12 protein-coding genes are annotated in these 14168 nt (G+C 72.3%); 10 read left to right on the top strand and 2 right to left on the bottom strand.

What is annotated here, in order from left to right; all coding sequences use genetic code 11:
* Positions 1-391 precede the first annotated feature (391 nt).
* Entirely contained in the window at positions 392-1225 is an 834-nt protein-coding gene (gene recO, locus BEP24_RS01495) for a DNA repair protein RecO (RefSeq protein WP_065959537.1), read from the top strand.
* On the top strand, positions 1222-2019 hold the full coding sequence (locus BEP24_RS01490; RefSeq protein ID WP_065959536.1) for an isoprenyl transferase: 798 nt from the start codon (positions 1222-1224) through the stop codon (positions 2017-2019). The genes recO and BEP24_RS01490 overlap by 4 nt, the downstream gene beginning before the upstream one ends.
* A 28-nt stretch (positions 2020-2047) precedes the next feature.
* Here the strand turns inward: BEP24_RS01490 and BEP24_RS01485 are convergent, their stop codons facing one another.
* On the bottom strand, positions 2048-3064 hold the full coding sequence (locus BEP24_RS01485; protein ID WP_141693314.1) for a LysR substrate-binding domain-containing protein: 1017 nt from the start codon (positions 3062-3064) through the stop codon (positions 2048-2050).
* A gap of 70 nt (positions 3065-3134) precedes the next feature.
* On the opposite strand from BEP24_RS01485, the gene BEP24_RS01480 reads away from it, so the two are divergent.
* The 4 genes from BEP24_RS01480 to BEP24_RS17345 all read left to right on the top strand — a co-directional run bounded on the left by BEP24_RS01480 (position 3135) and on the right by BEP24_RS17345 (position 6844).
* Positions 3135-4175, top strand: coding sequence for an aminotransferase class V-fold PLP-dependent enzyme (locus BEP24_RS01480; protein ID WP_065959532.1), 1041 nt, complete (start codon positions 3135-3137; stop codon positions 4173-4175).
* A 252-nt stretch (positions 4176-4427) separates the two neighbouring features.
* Positions 4428-5813, top strand: a complete 1386-nt coding sequence (locus BEP24_RS01475) for a glycine--tRNA ligase (RefSeq protein ID WP_065959529.1) — start codon at positions 4428-4430, stop codon at positions 5811-5813.
* Between the two features lie 126 nt (positions 5814-5939).
* Entirely contained in the window at positions 5940-6674 is a 735-nt protein-coding gene (locus tag BEP24_RS01470) for a DsbA family oxidoreductase (protein WP_065959522.1), read from the top strand.
* Positions 6671-6844 (top strand): hypothetical protein, encoded by a 174-nt coding sequence (locus tag BEP24_RS17345; protein ID WP_171898693.1) that lies wholly within the window; start codon positions 6671-6673, stop codon positions 6842-6844. Before BEP24_RS01470 ends, BEP24_RS17345 begins: the two co-directional genes overlap by 4 nt.
* A 69-nt stretch (positions 6845-6913) precedes the next feature.
* On the opposite strand, the gene BEP24_RS01465 is transcribed toward BEP24_RS17345, so the two are convergent.
* Positions 6914-7402, bottom strand: coding sequence for an aminoacyl-tRNA deacylase (locus BEP24_RS01465; RefSeq protein WP_065959518.1), 489 nt, complete (start codon positions 7400-7402; stop codon positions 6914-6916).
* A gap of 48 nt (positions 7403-7450) precedes the next feature.
* Between BEP24_RS01465 and dusB the strand changes: the two genes are divergently transcribed.
* From dusB to BEP24_RS01445, 4 genes are all read left to right on the top strand, one after another.
* Positions 7451-8623: a tRNA dihydrouridine synthase DusB gene (dusB, locus tag BEP24_RS01460; RefSeq protein WP_065959516.1), complete on the top strand. Its 1173-nt coding sequence runs from the start codon at positions 7451-7453 to the stop codon at positions 8621-8623.
* Positions 8620-9906, top strand: a complete 1287-nt coding sequence (locus BEP24_RS01455) for a deoxyguanosinetriphosphate triphosphohydrolase (protein ID WP_065959514.1) — start codon at positions 8620-8622, stop codon at positions 9904-9906. The genes dusB and BEP24_RS01455 overlap by 4 nt, the downstream gene beginning before the upstream one ends.
* Positions 9907-9980: 74 nt before the next feature.
* Positions 9981-11900 (top strand): DNA primase, encoded by a 1920-nt coding sequence (dnaG, locus tag BEP24_RS01450; RefSeq protein WP_065959512.1) that lies wholly within the window; start codon positions 9981-9983, stop codon positions 11898-11900.
* Positions 11901-12549: 649 nt separating this feature from the next.
* The gene (locus BEP24_RS01445) at positions 12550-14166 is read left to right on the top strand and encodes an ABC transporter substrate-binding protein (protein ID WP_065959510.1); all 1617 of its coding nucleotides are present in this window, start codon (positions 12550-12552) and stop codon (positions 14164-14166) included.
* Positions 14167-14168: the final 2 nt, after the last annotated feature.

Genomic DNA, 14168 nt, shown 5'->3' with positions numbered 1-14168 from the left:
CGACGTGTTCCGCTCGTGGGGTGGGACGCGTACGGCGTGTCCTGCCCGCTCGGGCCGGCCGACGGCGCGGGGAGCGGACCGACGGCGCCGGGTGCGGATCGGCGTCGAGCGGGCGAGATCTGTCACGTTCGGTGCCTTCCGGCGACGTGTTCCGCTCGTTGGGTGGGACGCGCACGGCGTGTCCTGCCCGCTCGGCTCGGACCGTCGGCGCGGATCCCAGCACTGGCACTGGCACTGGCACTGGCACTGGCACTGGCACTGGCACTGGCGCCGGCGCCGGCACCGGCACCGCCCACCGGCACCGGCACCGCCCATCGGCACCGGCACCGGCACCGGCACTGACGACCCTGCGGCAGTCGGCGGTGTCGGCGGCCCGGGGGATACTGGTGCGATGCCGCTGTACCGGGACGAGTGCGTCGTGCTGCGCACCCACAAGCTCGGCGAGGCCGACCGCATCGTGACGATGCTGTCCCGCCAGCACGGCAAGATCCGTGCCGTGGCGAAGGGCGTCCGCCGGACCGCCTCGAAGTTCGGCTCCCGCCTCGAACCCTTCATGGTCGTCGACGCGCAGTTCTACGAGGGACGGTCGCTCGACATCGTCACGCAGGCGGAGTCGCTCGGGTCGTACGGCGCGCAGATCGTCGCGGACTACGGCGCGTACACGGCCGCGAGCGCCATGGTCGAGACCGCCGACCGGTTGAGCGAGGCGGACGCCGGGCTGCAGCAGTACCTCCTGCTCGTCGGTGCGCTGCGCTCGCTGTCCCGTCGGGAGCACGTGACGAGCGCCACCCTCGACTCCTACCTGCTCCGCGCGATGAGCATCGCGGGCTGGGCACCGTCCTTCGGGGACTGCGCGGTCACGGGCGAGCCCGGTCCGCACACGGCGTTCGTCGTACAGCTCGGCGGGGTCGTCGCCGACCGTGCGGCACCGCCCGGGACCCCGCGGCTCGACACCGACACGCTCGGCCTGCTCGGCGCCCTGCTCGCGGGGGACTGGGCGACGGTGGACGCCTCGGACGAGCGGACCCGCTCGCGTGCCTCCGGCGTGGTGGCGGCGTACGCCCAGTGGCACCTGGAACGATCGCTGCGGTCGTTGCCGCACGTCGACCGGACGGAGCACCCCGCGCCGCTCGCCCCGACGCCCGGAGGTGTCCCGGCAGCGGTGGCCGCGACCCCGGCGCCCGCCGTGCCCCTCCAGTCCGATCCCGAAGGAGCCCCTGCATGAGCCCTCGCCGGTCCGCCGAGCCCGTGGTGATGAAGCCCGTCGACTGGACGGGGGAGCAGCCGCCCGCGATCCCGGCACAGTTCGTGCCCGAGCACGTCGCGATCGTGATGGACGGTAACGGCCGGTGGGCGAACCAGCGCGGACTCACACGCGTCGAGGGGCACAAGGCGGGCGAGGCGTCGCTGCTCGACGTCGTCGCCGGGGCGATCCAGATCGGTGTCAAGCACGTGTCGGCCTACGCCTTCTCGACCGAGAACTGGAAGCGCTCACCCGAGGAGGTCCGCTTCCTGATGGGCTTCAACCGCGACGTGATCCACCGTCGCCGCGACCAGCTGCACGCGTGGGGCGTCCGCGTGCGGTGGGCCGGCCGACGGCCCCGGCTGTGGCGGTCGGTCATCGACGAACTGCAGACCGCCGAGCGGTTGACCGCCGACAACGACGTGTGCACCCTGACGATGTGCGTCAACTACGGCGGTCGGAACGAGATCGTCGACGCGGTCCGGGGCATGGCCGAGGACGTCGCCGCCGGTCGGCTGAAGCCGAACCAGGTGACCGAGAAGACCCTGGCGAAGCGGCTCTACGTGCCCGAGCTGCCCGACGTGGACCTGTTCCTCCGGAGCTCGGGGGAGCAGCGGACGTCGAACTTCATGCTGTGGCAGTCGGCGTACGCCGAGATGGTGTTCCTCGACCGGCTCTGGCCGGACTTCCGGCGCACCGACCTGTGGGGAGCGATCGAGGAGTACGCGAGCCGCGACCGGCGCTACGGCGGCGCGGTGGACACCCCGACCGCCTGACCGTCCGGGGACCCGGACGTCCCCCGCGTCAGCCGAGCACGCCGGCGGCGGCCCGGGCAGCGGCGATCGCGACCGCGGTGCTCGGCACCCGCTCCGCACCGCGGGCGACGACGACCTCGACCCGCCGGGCCAGGTCCGGGTCGACCGCGCGGACCTCGACGGTCGCGGGGACGACGGTCGTCGCGAGGGCGAGCCGGGGCAGGAGCGCGACGCCCAGCCCGGCGGCGACCATGCCGACGACGGCCGCGGCGTTGTCGGTCTCGAGGACGATGTCCGGCGAGAACCCCGCGGCGGCGCACGAGGCGAGCAGGTGCCCGCGGCAGCGTGGGCAGCCGCCGATCCAGCGTTCCTCGCGCAGACCCGCCAGGTCGACGAGGCCGGCACCGGCACCGGCGGCACCGTCACCGGCACCGGCACCGGCACCGGCGGCACTGTCACCGGCACCGGCACCGGCACCGGCGGCACTGTCACCGGCACCGGCACCGGCACCGGCACCGTCCCCGKCGGCCCGGTAGCGCACGAGCACGAGCGGGTCCTGCCCGAGCCCGTGCACCTGCAGCGCCGGGTCCGGCACGACGGCGTCCCCGTCGTGCGTGAAGGTCAGCGCCACGTCGACGTGCCCCGCCCGCAGCAGGTCGAGTGCCTCGGGCGGCTCCGCCTCGACGTACGAGGTGGCGATCCCCGGGGTCTCTGCGGCCATCCGCGCGAGCACGGCCGGCACGAGCGTGGACGAGGCGCTCGGGAAGCCCGCGAGCCGAACCCGTCCGCGTGCGAGTCCGTCCACGGCGTCGAGGTCCTCCTGCGCCGCGGCGAGGGCGGCGTCGACGTGCAGGGCGTGCGCGGCGAGGATCCGCCCGGCCTCGGTGAGCACGGCTGCGCGTCCGCCGGCGCGCAGCACGAGGGTCTGCCCGAGCCGCCGCTCCGCACGGCCGAGCAGCTGGCTGAGCGCCGGTTGGCTGTACCCGAGTTCGGCCGCGGCCCCGGTGATCGACCCGGTGCGACCGACGGCGTGCAGGACGCGGAGCAGATGAGGGTCGACGGTCATCACGTCATCGTATGGGACCGACAAGGAACCTGGTCTGGTGTGATGACGTCGGCGGACCGATCCTCGGAGCATGGACTCCTTCGTCGACGGTCGCCGGTACCTCGCCGCCTGCACGGCCGGCCTCCCGACCCACGGGACGCTCCGGGCGATGCGCGCCGACCTCGACGCATGGTCCCGGGCCGAGACCGGTCCCGCGGCGTACGGCGACCTCGTCGAGGAGGGGCGCGCGCTCTTCGCCGGACTCGTCGGCGTCGGGGCCGACCGGGTCGCGACGGGCTCCCAGGCCTCGGCGATGACCGCCGTGGTCGCGGCCTCGGTGCCCGACGGCGCCGAGGTGCTCGTCCCCGACGGCGACTTCAGCTCGATCGTCTTCCCCTTCCTGCAGCAGGAGCACCGGGGCGTCCGGGTCCGCAGCGTCCCGCTCGACACCCTGCCCGAGGCGGTCGACGAGCGCACGGCGCTCGTCGCGTGGTCGCACGTGCAGTCCGCCACCGGTGCGCTCGCCCCCTCGGCGGCGATCGTCGAGGCCGCCCGCGCGGTCGGCGCCCGCACGCTCTGCGACCTCACCCAGGCCGCGGGTGTCCTGCCGGTCGACGCCTCGCCGTACGACGTCACCGTGACGCACGCCTACAAGTGGCTCTGCGCGCCGCGGGGCGTGGCCTTCATGACCGTCTCGGACCGCGCGCTCGACGAGCTCCGACCGGTGCAGGCCGGCTGGTACGCCGGCGCCGACGTGTGGTCGTCCTGCTACGGCCCGACCATGCGCCTCGCCGAGGACGCCCGTCGCTTCGACGTCTCGCCGGCCTGGCAGGCCTGGCCCGGCGCGGTCGCCGCGCTCCGGCACGTCGCCTCGCTCGACCCGGTCGCGGCCTGGCGGCACGCGACGTCCCTGACGGACCGGCTCTGCGACGCCCTCGGTGCTCCCCGCCAGGGCCGGGCGATCGCGACGTTCCCCGACGCCGACGGTGCGCAGCTCGCGGCCCTCGGTGCCGCCGGCATCACGGCGTCCGGCCGCGCCGGCCGCGTCCGGCTCGCGTTCCACCACTGGAACGACGAGCGCGACGCCGACGAGGTGGCCGAGGTGATCGCGGCCGTCCGACCGGCGGGCTGACACCGGACGGGAGGCCCGTGGCGGCCCCGCACCGCGCCTCCCGTCCGCCCCGTGGTCACCGTGCGGTGCGTGCCGGGCCCGCGCCGCGCCTCCCGTCCGCCCCGTGGTCACCGTGCGGTGGATGCCGGAGCCGCGCCGCGCCTCCCGTCCCGACCGGCGGTGCCGGCGACCGCGCCGCCCTGCGGGGCCGCTACGCTTGCCCGGTACCGTTCCCGCACCGGGCACCCAGTCCGGCGACCACAGGAGTCCCTCTTGGCACCGTCCTCCCGTCTCGACAGCGTCATCGCCCTGGCCAAGGGCCGCGGCTTCGTGTTCCAGTCGGGGGAGATCTACGGTGGATCCCGCTCCGCGTGGGACTACGGGCCCCTCGGTGTCGAGCTCAAGGAGAACATCAAGCGCCAGTGGTGGCAGCGGTTCGTCCGCGGCCGTGGTGACATGGTCGGCCTCGACTCCGCCGTGATCCTGCCCCGCAAGGTGTGGGAGGCCTCCGGCCACGTCGCGACCTTCACCGACCCGCTCGTCGAGTGCCTGCACTGCCACCACCGCTTCCGCGAGGACCACCTCGTCGAGGCCTTCGTCGCGAAGAAGGACCGCCAGCCCGAGGGAGGCATGGCCGAGATCGCCTGCCCGAACTGCGGCACCCGCGGCGAGTGGACCGAGCCCCGTGAGTTCTCCGGGATGCTCAAGACCTACCTCGGCCCGGTCGAGTCCGAGGAGGGCCTGAACTTCCTCCGCCCGGAGACCGCGCAGGGCATCTTCGTGGACTTCGCGCAGGTCGTGACGACCAGCCGCATGAAGCCCCCGTTCGGCATCGGCCAGGTCGGCAAGGCGTTCCGCAACGAGATCACGCCCGGCAACTTCATCTTCCGCACGCGTGAGTTCGAGCAGATGGAGATCGAGTACTTCGTCCCGCCGGCCTCGGTCGGGGAGCACTACGAGCAGTGGATCGCCGACTCGGTCGCGTTCTTCACCGACCTCGGCATCGACCCGGAGAACCTGCGACGCTTCGACGTCCCGGACGGCGAGCGGGCGCACTACTCCGACGCGACCGCCGACATCGAGTACCGCTTCGGGTTCGCCGGCTCCGAGTGGGGCGAGCTCATGGGCGTCGCGAACCGCACCGACTTCGACCTGAACAACCACATCGAGGCCTCCGGCAAGGACCTGCGGTTCTTCGACCAGGCCGCGAACGAGAAGTACGTGCCGTACGTCATCGAGCCGTCGTTCGGCCTGACGCGAGCGCTCATGGCGTTCCTGCTCGACGCCTACCACGAGGACGAGGCCCCGAACGCGAAGGGCGGCGTCGACAAGCGCACCGTCCTGCGCCTCGACCCGCGCCTCGCGCCGGTCAAGGCCGCGGTCCTGCCGCTGTCCCGCAACGAGCAGCTCTCCCCGGTCGCGCGCGGCCTGGCCGACGACCTCCGCAAGCACTGGAACGTCGACTTCGACGACGCCGGTGCGATCGGTCGTCGCTACCGTCGCCACGACGAGATCGGCACGCCGTTCTGCATCACGGTCGACTTCGACACGCTCGACGACAAGGCCGTGACCGTGCGCGAGCGAGACACCATGGCGCAGGAGCGCGTGGCGCTCGACCAGCTGCAGGGCTACCTGGCGCAGCGTCTGCTCGGCGCGTAGCACCGAACCGGAGCGTCCGCTCGGCGCCCAGCACCGAACCGGAGCGTCCGCTCGGCGCCCAGCACCGACCGACACACGCGGCCGTGCCCCCGGGAATGCCCGGGGCGCGGCCGCGTTGTCGTCGGCGTGAACACTCCTGTGAAGGTGGACGTCTGGTCTGACATCGCCTGCCCCTGGTGCTACATCGGCAAGCGGAAGTTCGAGGCCGGCGTCGCCGCGTTCGATGCGTCCGACGACACCCCCGCGGTCGAGGTCGAGTACCACTCCTTCGAGCTGAGCCCGGACACCCCCGTCGACTTCGAGGGCACCGAGGCCGAGTTCCTGTCCGGCCACAAGGGCATGCCCGTCGAGCAGGCCCAGCAGATGCTCGACCACGTCGCCGGCATCGCCGCTTCGGTCGGGCTGTCGTACGACTTCGAGCGGATGCACCACACGAACACCGTGAAGGCGCACCAGGTCATCCACCTCGCGAAGCAGCACGGCAAGCAGCTCGAGATGGTCGAGCGCCTGTTCACCGCCTACTTCGAGCGCGGCGAGCACGTCGGGCAGGACGAGTCGCTGGCCGACCTCGGCGCGTCGATCGGGTTGGACCGCGACGAGGTCCTGGCGACCCTGCGCGACGACGCCCAGCTCGCCGCGGTGCGCGCGGACCAGGAACAGGCCCGCGCCTACGGCATCAACGGGGTGCCGTTCTTCGTCGTCGACGGCAAGTACGGCGTCTCCGGGGCGCAGGACCCGCAGGCGTTCGAGCAGGTGCTCCGGCAGGTCGTGGCACTCCGCGAGACCACGCCCGAGGAGATCGCCGAGCAGCAGCAGCGTGCCGCGGACGACGCGGCAGCGGACGCGGCGGTGACCCGGTGACGGCCGTGACGGCGGCCGGCGGGGCCGGGGCGCGCCTCCAGGCCGGCGACGGGGCGGAGGGGCGACCCGCGCTGCTCACGCTCGTACCGTCCGGCGGTGCGCCGGTGTGCGAGGGCGACAGCTGCTTCGTGCCCGGCGCCGAGGGCGACTGGGCCGAGGTCCCGGACTGACACCGCGTCCGGCCCGGCCGTCCGAGCGACGGCCGCGGTCGGTCGTGCTGCCGGGTCGGCCGGGCGCGCTCAGCCCTGGCGGACGGGCTCCTCGTCGGTGATGTCGGCGACCGTCGCACCGTAGGCCGCGACCAGGGCGTCGGCGTCGACGAAGGCGCTCGCGCCGTGCCGACCGGCGCCGAGCGCGACCCGGCGGCCGAGCACGCGTTCGTCGGCGTACACCGGCAGGTCCCCGGTCGCACCGATCGGCGTGATGGTGCCCCGTTCGTAGCCGGACGCCTCGAGCGCGGTGGCGGCGTCGGGCATCGAGAGCTTGTTCACGCCGACGACCGTGCGGAGCTTCTTCCAGGCGATGCTGCGGCCGCCGGGGACGAGCGCGAGCAGGAACCCGCCGTCGTGGCGCTTCACGACGAGCGTCTTGACGATGTCGCCCGGCGTGATCTCGAGCAGGGCTGCGGCCTGCTCGAGCGAGTCGGCAGCGGGGCGTTCGACGACCTCGACGTCGAGCCCGCGGGCTGCTGCGTCGGCGTCGAAGCGGGCGATGGCGGTGTCGGACATGTGGAGAACGCTACCGGCGGGGAACGGGCATGGGAGGATGGACGAGGTATGACGATCACTGACGCACCCCGCACGGGCACCCGCCCGGCGAAGCCCCTGCGCATCGGCCCGATCGAGGTCGAGGCGCCGGTCGTGCTGGCGCCGATGGCGGGCATCACGAACATGGCCTTCCGGCGGCTCTGCCGCGAGTACGGCGCCGGGCTCTACGTGTGCGAGATGATCACGTCACGCGCGTTGGTCGAGCGGACCCCGGTGTCGATGCAGCTCATCCAGCACCACGAGTCCGAGACCCCGCGGTCGATCCAGCTGTACGGCGTCGAGCCGAACACCGTGGCCGAGGCCGCGACGATCCTGGTGGCCGAGGACCGTGCCGACCACATCGACCTCAACTTCGGGTGCCCGGTGCCGAAGGTCACGCGCAAGGGCGGGGGAGCGGCGCTGCCCTGGAAGCTCGACCTGTTCAAGGACCTCGTCGAGAAGACCGTCCGCGCAGCCGGTGACGTCCCGGTCACGGTGAAGATGCGCAAGGGCATCGACGCGGACCACCTCACCTACCTCGACGCGGCGCGCATCGCGCGGGACGCCGGCGTCGCCGCGGTGTCGCTGCACGCCCGCACCGCGAACGAGCACTACTCCGGGCACGCCGACTGGAGCGCGATCGCGACCCTCAAGGAGACGATCACCGACATCCCGGTCCTCGGCAACGGGGACATCTGGTCGGCGGCCGACGCGCTGCGCATGGTCGACGAGACCGGCTGCGACGGGGTCGTCGTCGGCCGCGGGTGCCTCGGGCGTCCCTGGCTGTTCGGGGACCTCGCGGCGGCGTTCCGCGGCGAGGACGTCCGTGCGATGCCGTCGATGGGCGACGTGGCCGTGGCCTTCCGCCGGCACGCCGAACTGCTCGTCGAGTTCTTCGGCTCCGAGGACCACGGCTGCCGCGACGTCCGCAAGCACGTGGCGTGGTACTTCAAGGGGTACCCGATCGGCAGCGAGGTCCGCAGCGCGCTCGCGATGGCGTCGAGCCTGCAGGAGATCGACGACCTGCTCGGCAAGCTCGACTGGTCGGCCCCGTACCCGGGCGCCGACGTCGAGGGCCCGCGTGGCCGTTCTGGGCACCCGAAGCGCACCGCGCTGCCCGACCGCTGGCTCGAGTCCCGCGACGTCGACGCCGAGTTCCGCAAGGTGCTCGCCGCCGCCGAGCTGCACCACAGCGGCGGATGAGCGCCACCGCCTCCTACGGGCCCGCCGACGCCGAGCGCTGGCTGCCTGAGACCCACGGCAACCGCCGCTCCGACTTCGCCCGCGACCGCGCCCGGCTGCTGCACTCGAGCGCCCTGCGCCGGCTCGCGGCGAAGACGCAGGTGCTCAGCCCGACCACCGGGCTCGACTTCGCCCGCAACCGCCTGACGCACTCGCTCGAGGTCGCGCAGGTCGGCCGGGAGCTCGCCGACTCCCTCGGGCTCGACCCCGACGTCGTCGACACCGCCTGCCTCGCGCACGACATCGGACACCCGCCCTTCGGCCACAACGGCGAGACCGCGGTGAACGCGTGGGCCGCCGGCATCGGCGGGTTCGAGGGCAACGCGCAGACGCTCCGGCTCCTCACTCGGCTCGAGCCCAAGGTCTACGGCACCGGTGACGACGACCGGCCGTACGGGCTCAACCTGACACGCGCGTCCCTCGACGCCAGCTGCAAGTACCCGTGGCCCGCCGCGCAGGGGGTCGCCGAGGCGTCCTCCGGTCGCACGAAGTTCGGCTTCTACGACGACGACCACGACGCCTTCGAGTGGCTACGCGCGGGTGCACCCCGGCGCCAGCGCTGCATCGAGGCGCAGGTCATGGACCTGTCCGACGACATCGCGTACTCGGTGCACGACTTCGAGGACGCCGTCGTCGCGGGCTTCATCGACGTGGCCGCGCTCGGCGACCGCGTGGGCGAGAACGACATCGTGAGTGCGATGCACGCGTGGGTGGGCTCGGACCTCAGCCGCGACGAACTGCTCGAGGCGTTCGACCGGCTCCGCTCACTGCCGCTCTGGATGACGTCGTACGACGGCTCCCGGCGCGACCTCGCGCGCCTGAAGAACCTGACCTCGCAGCTCATCGGTCGCTTCGCCCGCACGGCCACCGCGGCGACGCGGGAGGCCTACGCGTCCGGCTCGCTCGTGCGGTTCGCCGCCTCGGTCGTCACGCCGCCCGAGATCATCGGCGAGATCGCGGTCCTCAAGGGCATCGTCGCGGCGTTCGTGATGACCCAGGGCGACCGGCAGCCCGTGTACGAGGACCAGCGGCGGGTGCTCACCGAACTCCTCGACGCCCTGGCGGCCTCGGGCAGCGCCGACCTCGACCCGGGGTTCGCCGCCGACTGGCGCGACGCCCCCGACGACGCCGGGCGGCTCCGGGCCGTGGTCGACCAGGTCGCGAGCCTGACCGACCAGGGTGCACTGGCCTGGCACAAGCGGCTGGTCGTCGGGGAGCGCGAGACGACGCACATCCCGGTCTGACCCGGTCGCGGGCGTCCGTCCACAGGGCAGCCCTCCGGTCGGTCGGCGTCGTCGGCACGAACTAGGATCGAGGGGTGGCAGGCCGGATCGCGAGGAACGACATCGACGAGGTCCGCTCGCGTGTCAACATCGCGGACGTCGTCGGTGACCACGTCACGCTGAAGTCGGCGGGCGTCGGATCGCTCAAGGGCCTCTGCCCCTTCCACGACGAGCGGTCCCCGTCCTTCCACGTGCGCCCCCAGGTGGGCCGGTACCACTGCTTCGGGTGTGGTGAGGACGGTGACGTCTTCGAGTTCATCATCAAGATGGACCACACGACGTTCCAGGAAGCCGTCGAGCGGATGGCCGCGAAGATCGGCTTCACCCTCCACTACGAGGAGGGCGACGGCCCCCGCACCGACTACAACCAGCGCGCCCGGCTGATCGCCGCGAACGAGGCGGCGCTCGCCTTCTACCAGGCGCAGCTCACGACCCCCGCTGCCGAGCCGGCCCGCCGGTTCCTCGGGGAGCGCGGCTTCGACCCGGCGGCGGCGCAGCACTTCGGTGTCGGCTTCGCGCCGCAGTCGTACGACGCGACGCGGGAGCACCTGCGCGGGCGAGGGTTCACGATGGACGAGATCCTCGCCGCCGGGCTCGCCGGGCAGGGCGACCGGTCCCCGTACGACCGGTTCCGCGGGCGCCTCGTCTGGCCGATCCGTGACGTCACCGGGTCGACGATCGGCTTCGGCGCGCGCCGGCTGCTCGACGAGGACAAGGGCCCGAAGTACCTGAACACCCCCGAGACGCCGATCTACCACAAGAGCCAGGTGCTCTACGGGCTCGACCTCGCCCGCCGCGACATCTCGAAGGGCAAGCAGGTCGTCATCGTCGAGGGCTACACCGACGTCATGGCGTGCCACCTCGCCGGGATCACGACCGCGGTCGCGACGTGCGGCACCTCGTTCGGCGTCGACCACATCAAGGTGCTCCGCCCGATGCTCGGCGACGTCAGCGGCGCCGACCCGAACGCCAACGGCGAGGTCGTGTTCACCTTCGACCCGGACGAGGCCGGCCAGCGGGCCGCGTCGCGCGCCTTCGCCGAGGAGCAGCGCTTCGCTGCGCAGACCTTCGTCGCGGTCGCCCCGGGCGGGCTCGACCCGTGCGACCTGCGCCTGCAGCGCGGTGACGACGCGATCCGCCGGCTCGTCTCCGCGAAGCGACCGATGTTCGAGTTCATGATCCGGCGCACCCTCGACGGACACGACCTCGAGACCGTCGAGGGCCGGGTCAGCGCCCTCCGTGCGGCGGCCCCCGTCCTCGCCGGCATCCGCGACCGGTCGCTCACCCAGGGGTACGTCCGCGAGCTCGCCGGATGGCTCGGGATGGACATCCCGGACGTCCGCCGCGCCGTCGAGTCGGCTCGCCAGCGCGCGTCCCGCGCCGACCAGCCGGGAGGCCCGGTGCCGGTCGGGCAGGCGGGTCCCGGTGGCGAACTGGTCACCCCGGCAGAGGAGCCCGTGGCCGGGCTGCGCCTGCTGCCGAACGACCCGATCACCCGGATGGAGCGCGACGCCGTGATGGCGATGGTGCAGCAACCGGGGTACGTCGGTGCGCCGTTGCTCGGGCTCGCGGCACAGGCCACGTTCTCGGCGCCGATGCTCTCGGTCGTGCGGGACGCCGTCGTCGCCAACGTCGACGTGATCGGTGCGCCGAACTGGCTCGACCGTCTGCTGCAGGACGTCCCGACGCCGTTCCGGGGCCTCGTGCAGGAGCTCGCGCTCGCGCCGATCCCGGCCAGGACCGACGAGGACCTCGCGCTGTACGCGCGGAGCATCGTCGTCGCCCTGGTGGAGCGTGACCTGCTCGCCCGCAAGGCGTCGCTCCTCGGGCAGCTGCAGCGTGCCGACCCGCACGAACAGGGTGACCGACGCGCCGAGATCCAGCGGCAGCTCGTCGACATCGACCAGCAGCGGATGCGGCTCCGCGCCGACGCCGAGGCCGACGCGCAGCGCTGATCGGCGCTGTACGGTCCTCGGACTTCGCAGGCCGGTGCCCCGTGCCCCGTGCCGCGTGCCGGGGCCGGCCTGCGCCTCCCGGTCGGTCCCGCGAGCGGGCAGGACGCGCCGTGGGCCCTTCGCCGCGGGAGCCGTATCCGGGCCGCTCGRGCRCCGCGAYCGACGGGCGTCGCTCGTTCGCCGATCGCGGCCGGGCGCGTCGGCGCGCCGGGGTCGACCCGCGCCTCCCGGTCGGGGCACGTGCGTCGGCGAGCCCGCGTGCCGGGGTCGACCCGCGCCTCCCGGTCGGTCGCGCGAGCGGGCAGGACACGCCGTGCGYCCTTCGCCGYGGGAGCCGTATCCGRSCCGCTCGGCCRCCGCGACCGACGGGCGTCGCTCGTTCGCCGACCGTGGCCGGGCGCGCCCATCCCACCCGCCCCTCGGAGCCGACCGTTGCAAGACGCAACTTTCCTGCGTGACACGCCGTGTCAGCACGCGCGCATCATGCGCCATGCGGCGGTCTCGTGCATTACAAGGGTGTAAACAAATCTCCCTCAGCTCGTGGAATTCCGTGTCAGGGTGGTAGCAATGAGCGTCCCTGACCGGGCACACAGTCGATCCACCTCCGGTCCGGGGACCCCTTCGAACACCACCGAGAGAGGCAGCGGACATGGCATCCGTGAGCAAGTGGGGCAAGCGCGGCATCGCGCTCGGCGCCGGGGCAGCAGCGACGGCGCTGGTGCTGACCGGGTGCGCGAGCAGCAGCGTCTCCGACACCGACCTGAACGGCATGAGCATCGGCACGACGGACAAGATCACGTCCCTCGACCCCGCCGGTTCCTACGACAACGGCTCGTTCGCCGTGCAGAACCAGGTCTTCCCGTTCCTGATGAACACCCCCGTCGGCAGCCCCGACGTGAAGCCGGACATCGCCGAGAAGGCGGAGTTCACGAACGACACGACGTACGAGGTCACCCTCAAGAAGGGCCTGAAGTTCGCGAACGGCCACGACCTCACGTCCAGCGACGTGAAGTTCTCGTTCGACCGTGAGCTGAAGATCAACAACGAGAACGGCCCGCAGTCGCTGCTGGCGAACCTCAAGAGCATCGACACCCCGAACGCCACGACCGTGGTGTTCAACCTGGACCACGCCGACCAGACCTGGCCGCAGGTGCTCTCCAGCCCCGCCGGTCCGATCGTCGACGAGCAGGTGTTCTCGGCGGACAAGGTCACCCCCGCGGCGGACATCGTCAAGGGCAAGGCGTTCGCCGGGCAGTACGAGATCACCTCGTACAAGGAGAACGACACGATCCAGTACAAGGCGAACCCGAACTACGACGGGCTCCTCGGCAAGGCCAAGTCCGACTCGGTCACGGCCAGCTACTACACCAAGGAGACCGACCTCAAGCTCGCCGTGCAGAAGGGCGACGTCGACGTGGCGTACCGCTCCCTGACGCCGACGGACATCGCCGACCTCCGCAAGGACGACAAGCTCGAGGTCACCGACGGCCCCGGCGGCGAGATCCGCTACATGGTCTTCAACCTCAACACGCAGCCGTTCGGTGCAAGCCAGTCCGACGCCGACGAGGCCAAGGCCCTCGCGGTGCGCCAGGCCGTCGCCGACGTGGTCGACCGCGCGTCGATCGCGAAGGAGGTCTACAACGACACCTACTCGCCGCTGTACTCGATGGTGCCGGACGGGCTGACGGGTGCCGCGAAGCCGTTCGAGAAGCTCTACGGCAACGGTGACGGTGGCCCCGACGTCGACAAGGCGAAGGAGACCCTGTCGAAGGCCGGGGTCAGCGGCAAGGTGCAGATCGACCTGCAGTACTCGCCCGACCACTACGGGTCCACCTCGGACGACGAGTACGCGGCGATCAAGACCCAGCTCGAGAACTCGGGCCTGTTCACCGTCAACCTGCAGTCGACCGTGTGGACGACCTACTCGCAGGAGCGCGTGAAGGACGCCTACCCGGTGTACCAGCTCGGTTGGTTCCCGGACTTCTCGGACGCCGACAACTACCTGTCGCCGTTCTTCTCGAAGGACAACTTCGTGCAGAACCACTACGACGACGCCGAGATCCAGAAGCTGATCGCCGACGAGCAGCAGGAGTCCGACAAGGACAAGCGCGCCACGCTCATCGAGCAGGCACAGGAGCGCGAGGCCACCCAGATCTCGACGCTGCCGCTCCTGCAGGGCAAGTCGGTCGCGGTCGCCGCGAAGGACGTCAAGGGCCTGGTCCTCGACTCCTCGTACAAGTTCCGCTACGCAACGCTCAGCAAGTAACA

Origin of the sequence: Curtobacterium sp. UCD-KPL2560, assembly GCF_001705035.1 — a bacterium.
Classification (GTDB): Bacteria; Actinomycetota; Actinomycetes; order Actinomycetales; family Microbacteriaceae; genus Curtobacterium.
The sequence above is the reverse complement of the archived record's forward strand: the minus strand, read 5'-3'. Positions and strand labels throughout refer to the sequence as shown.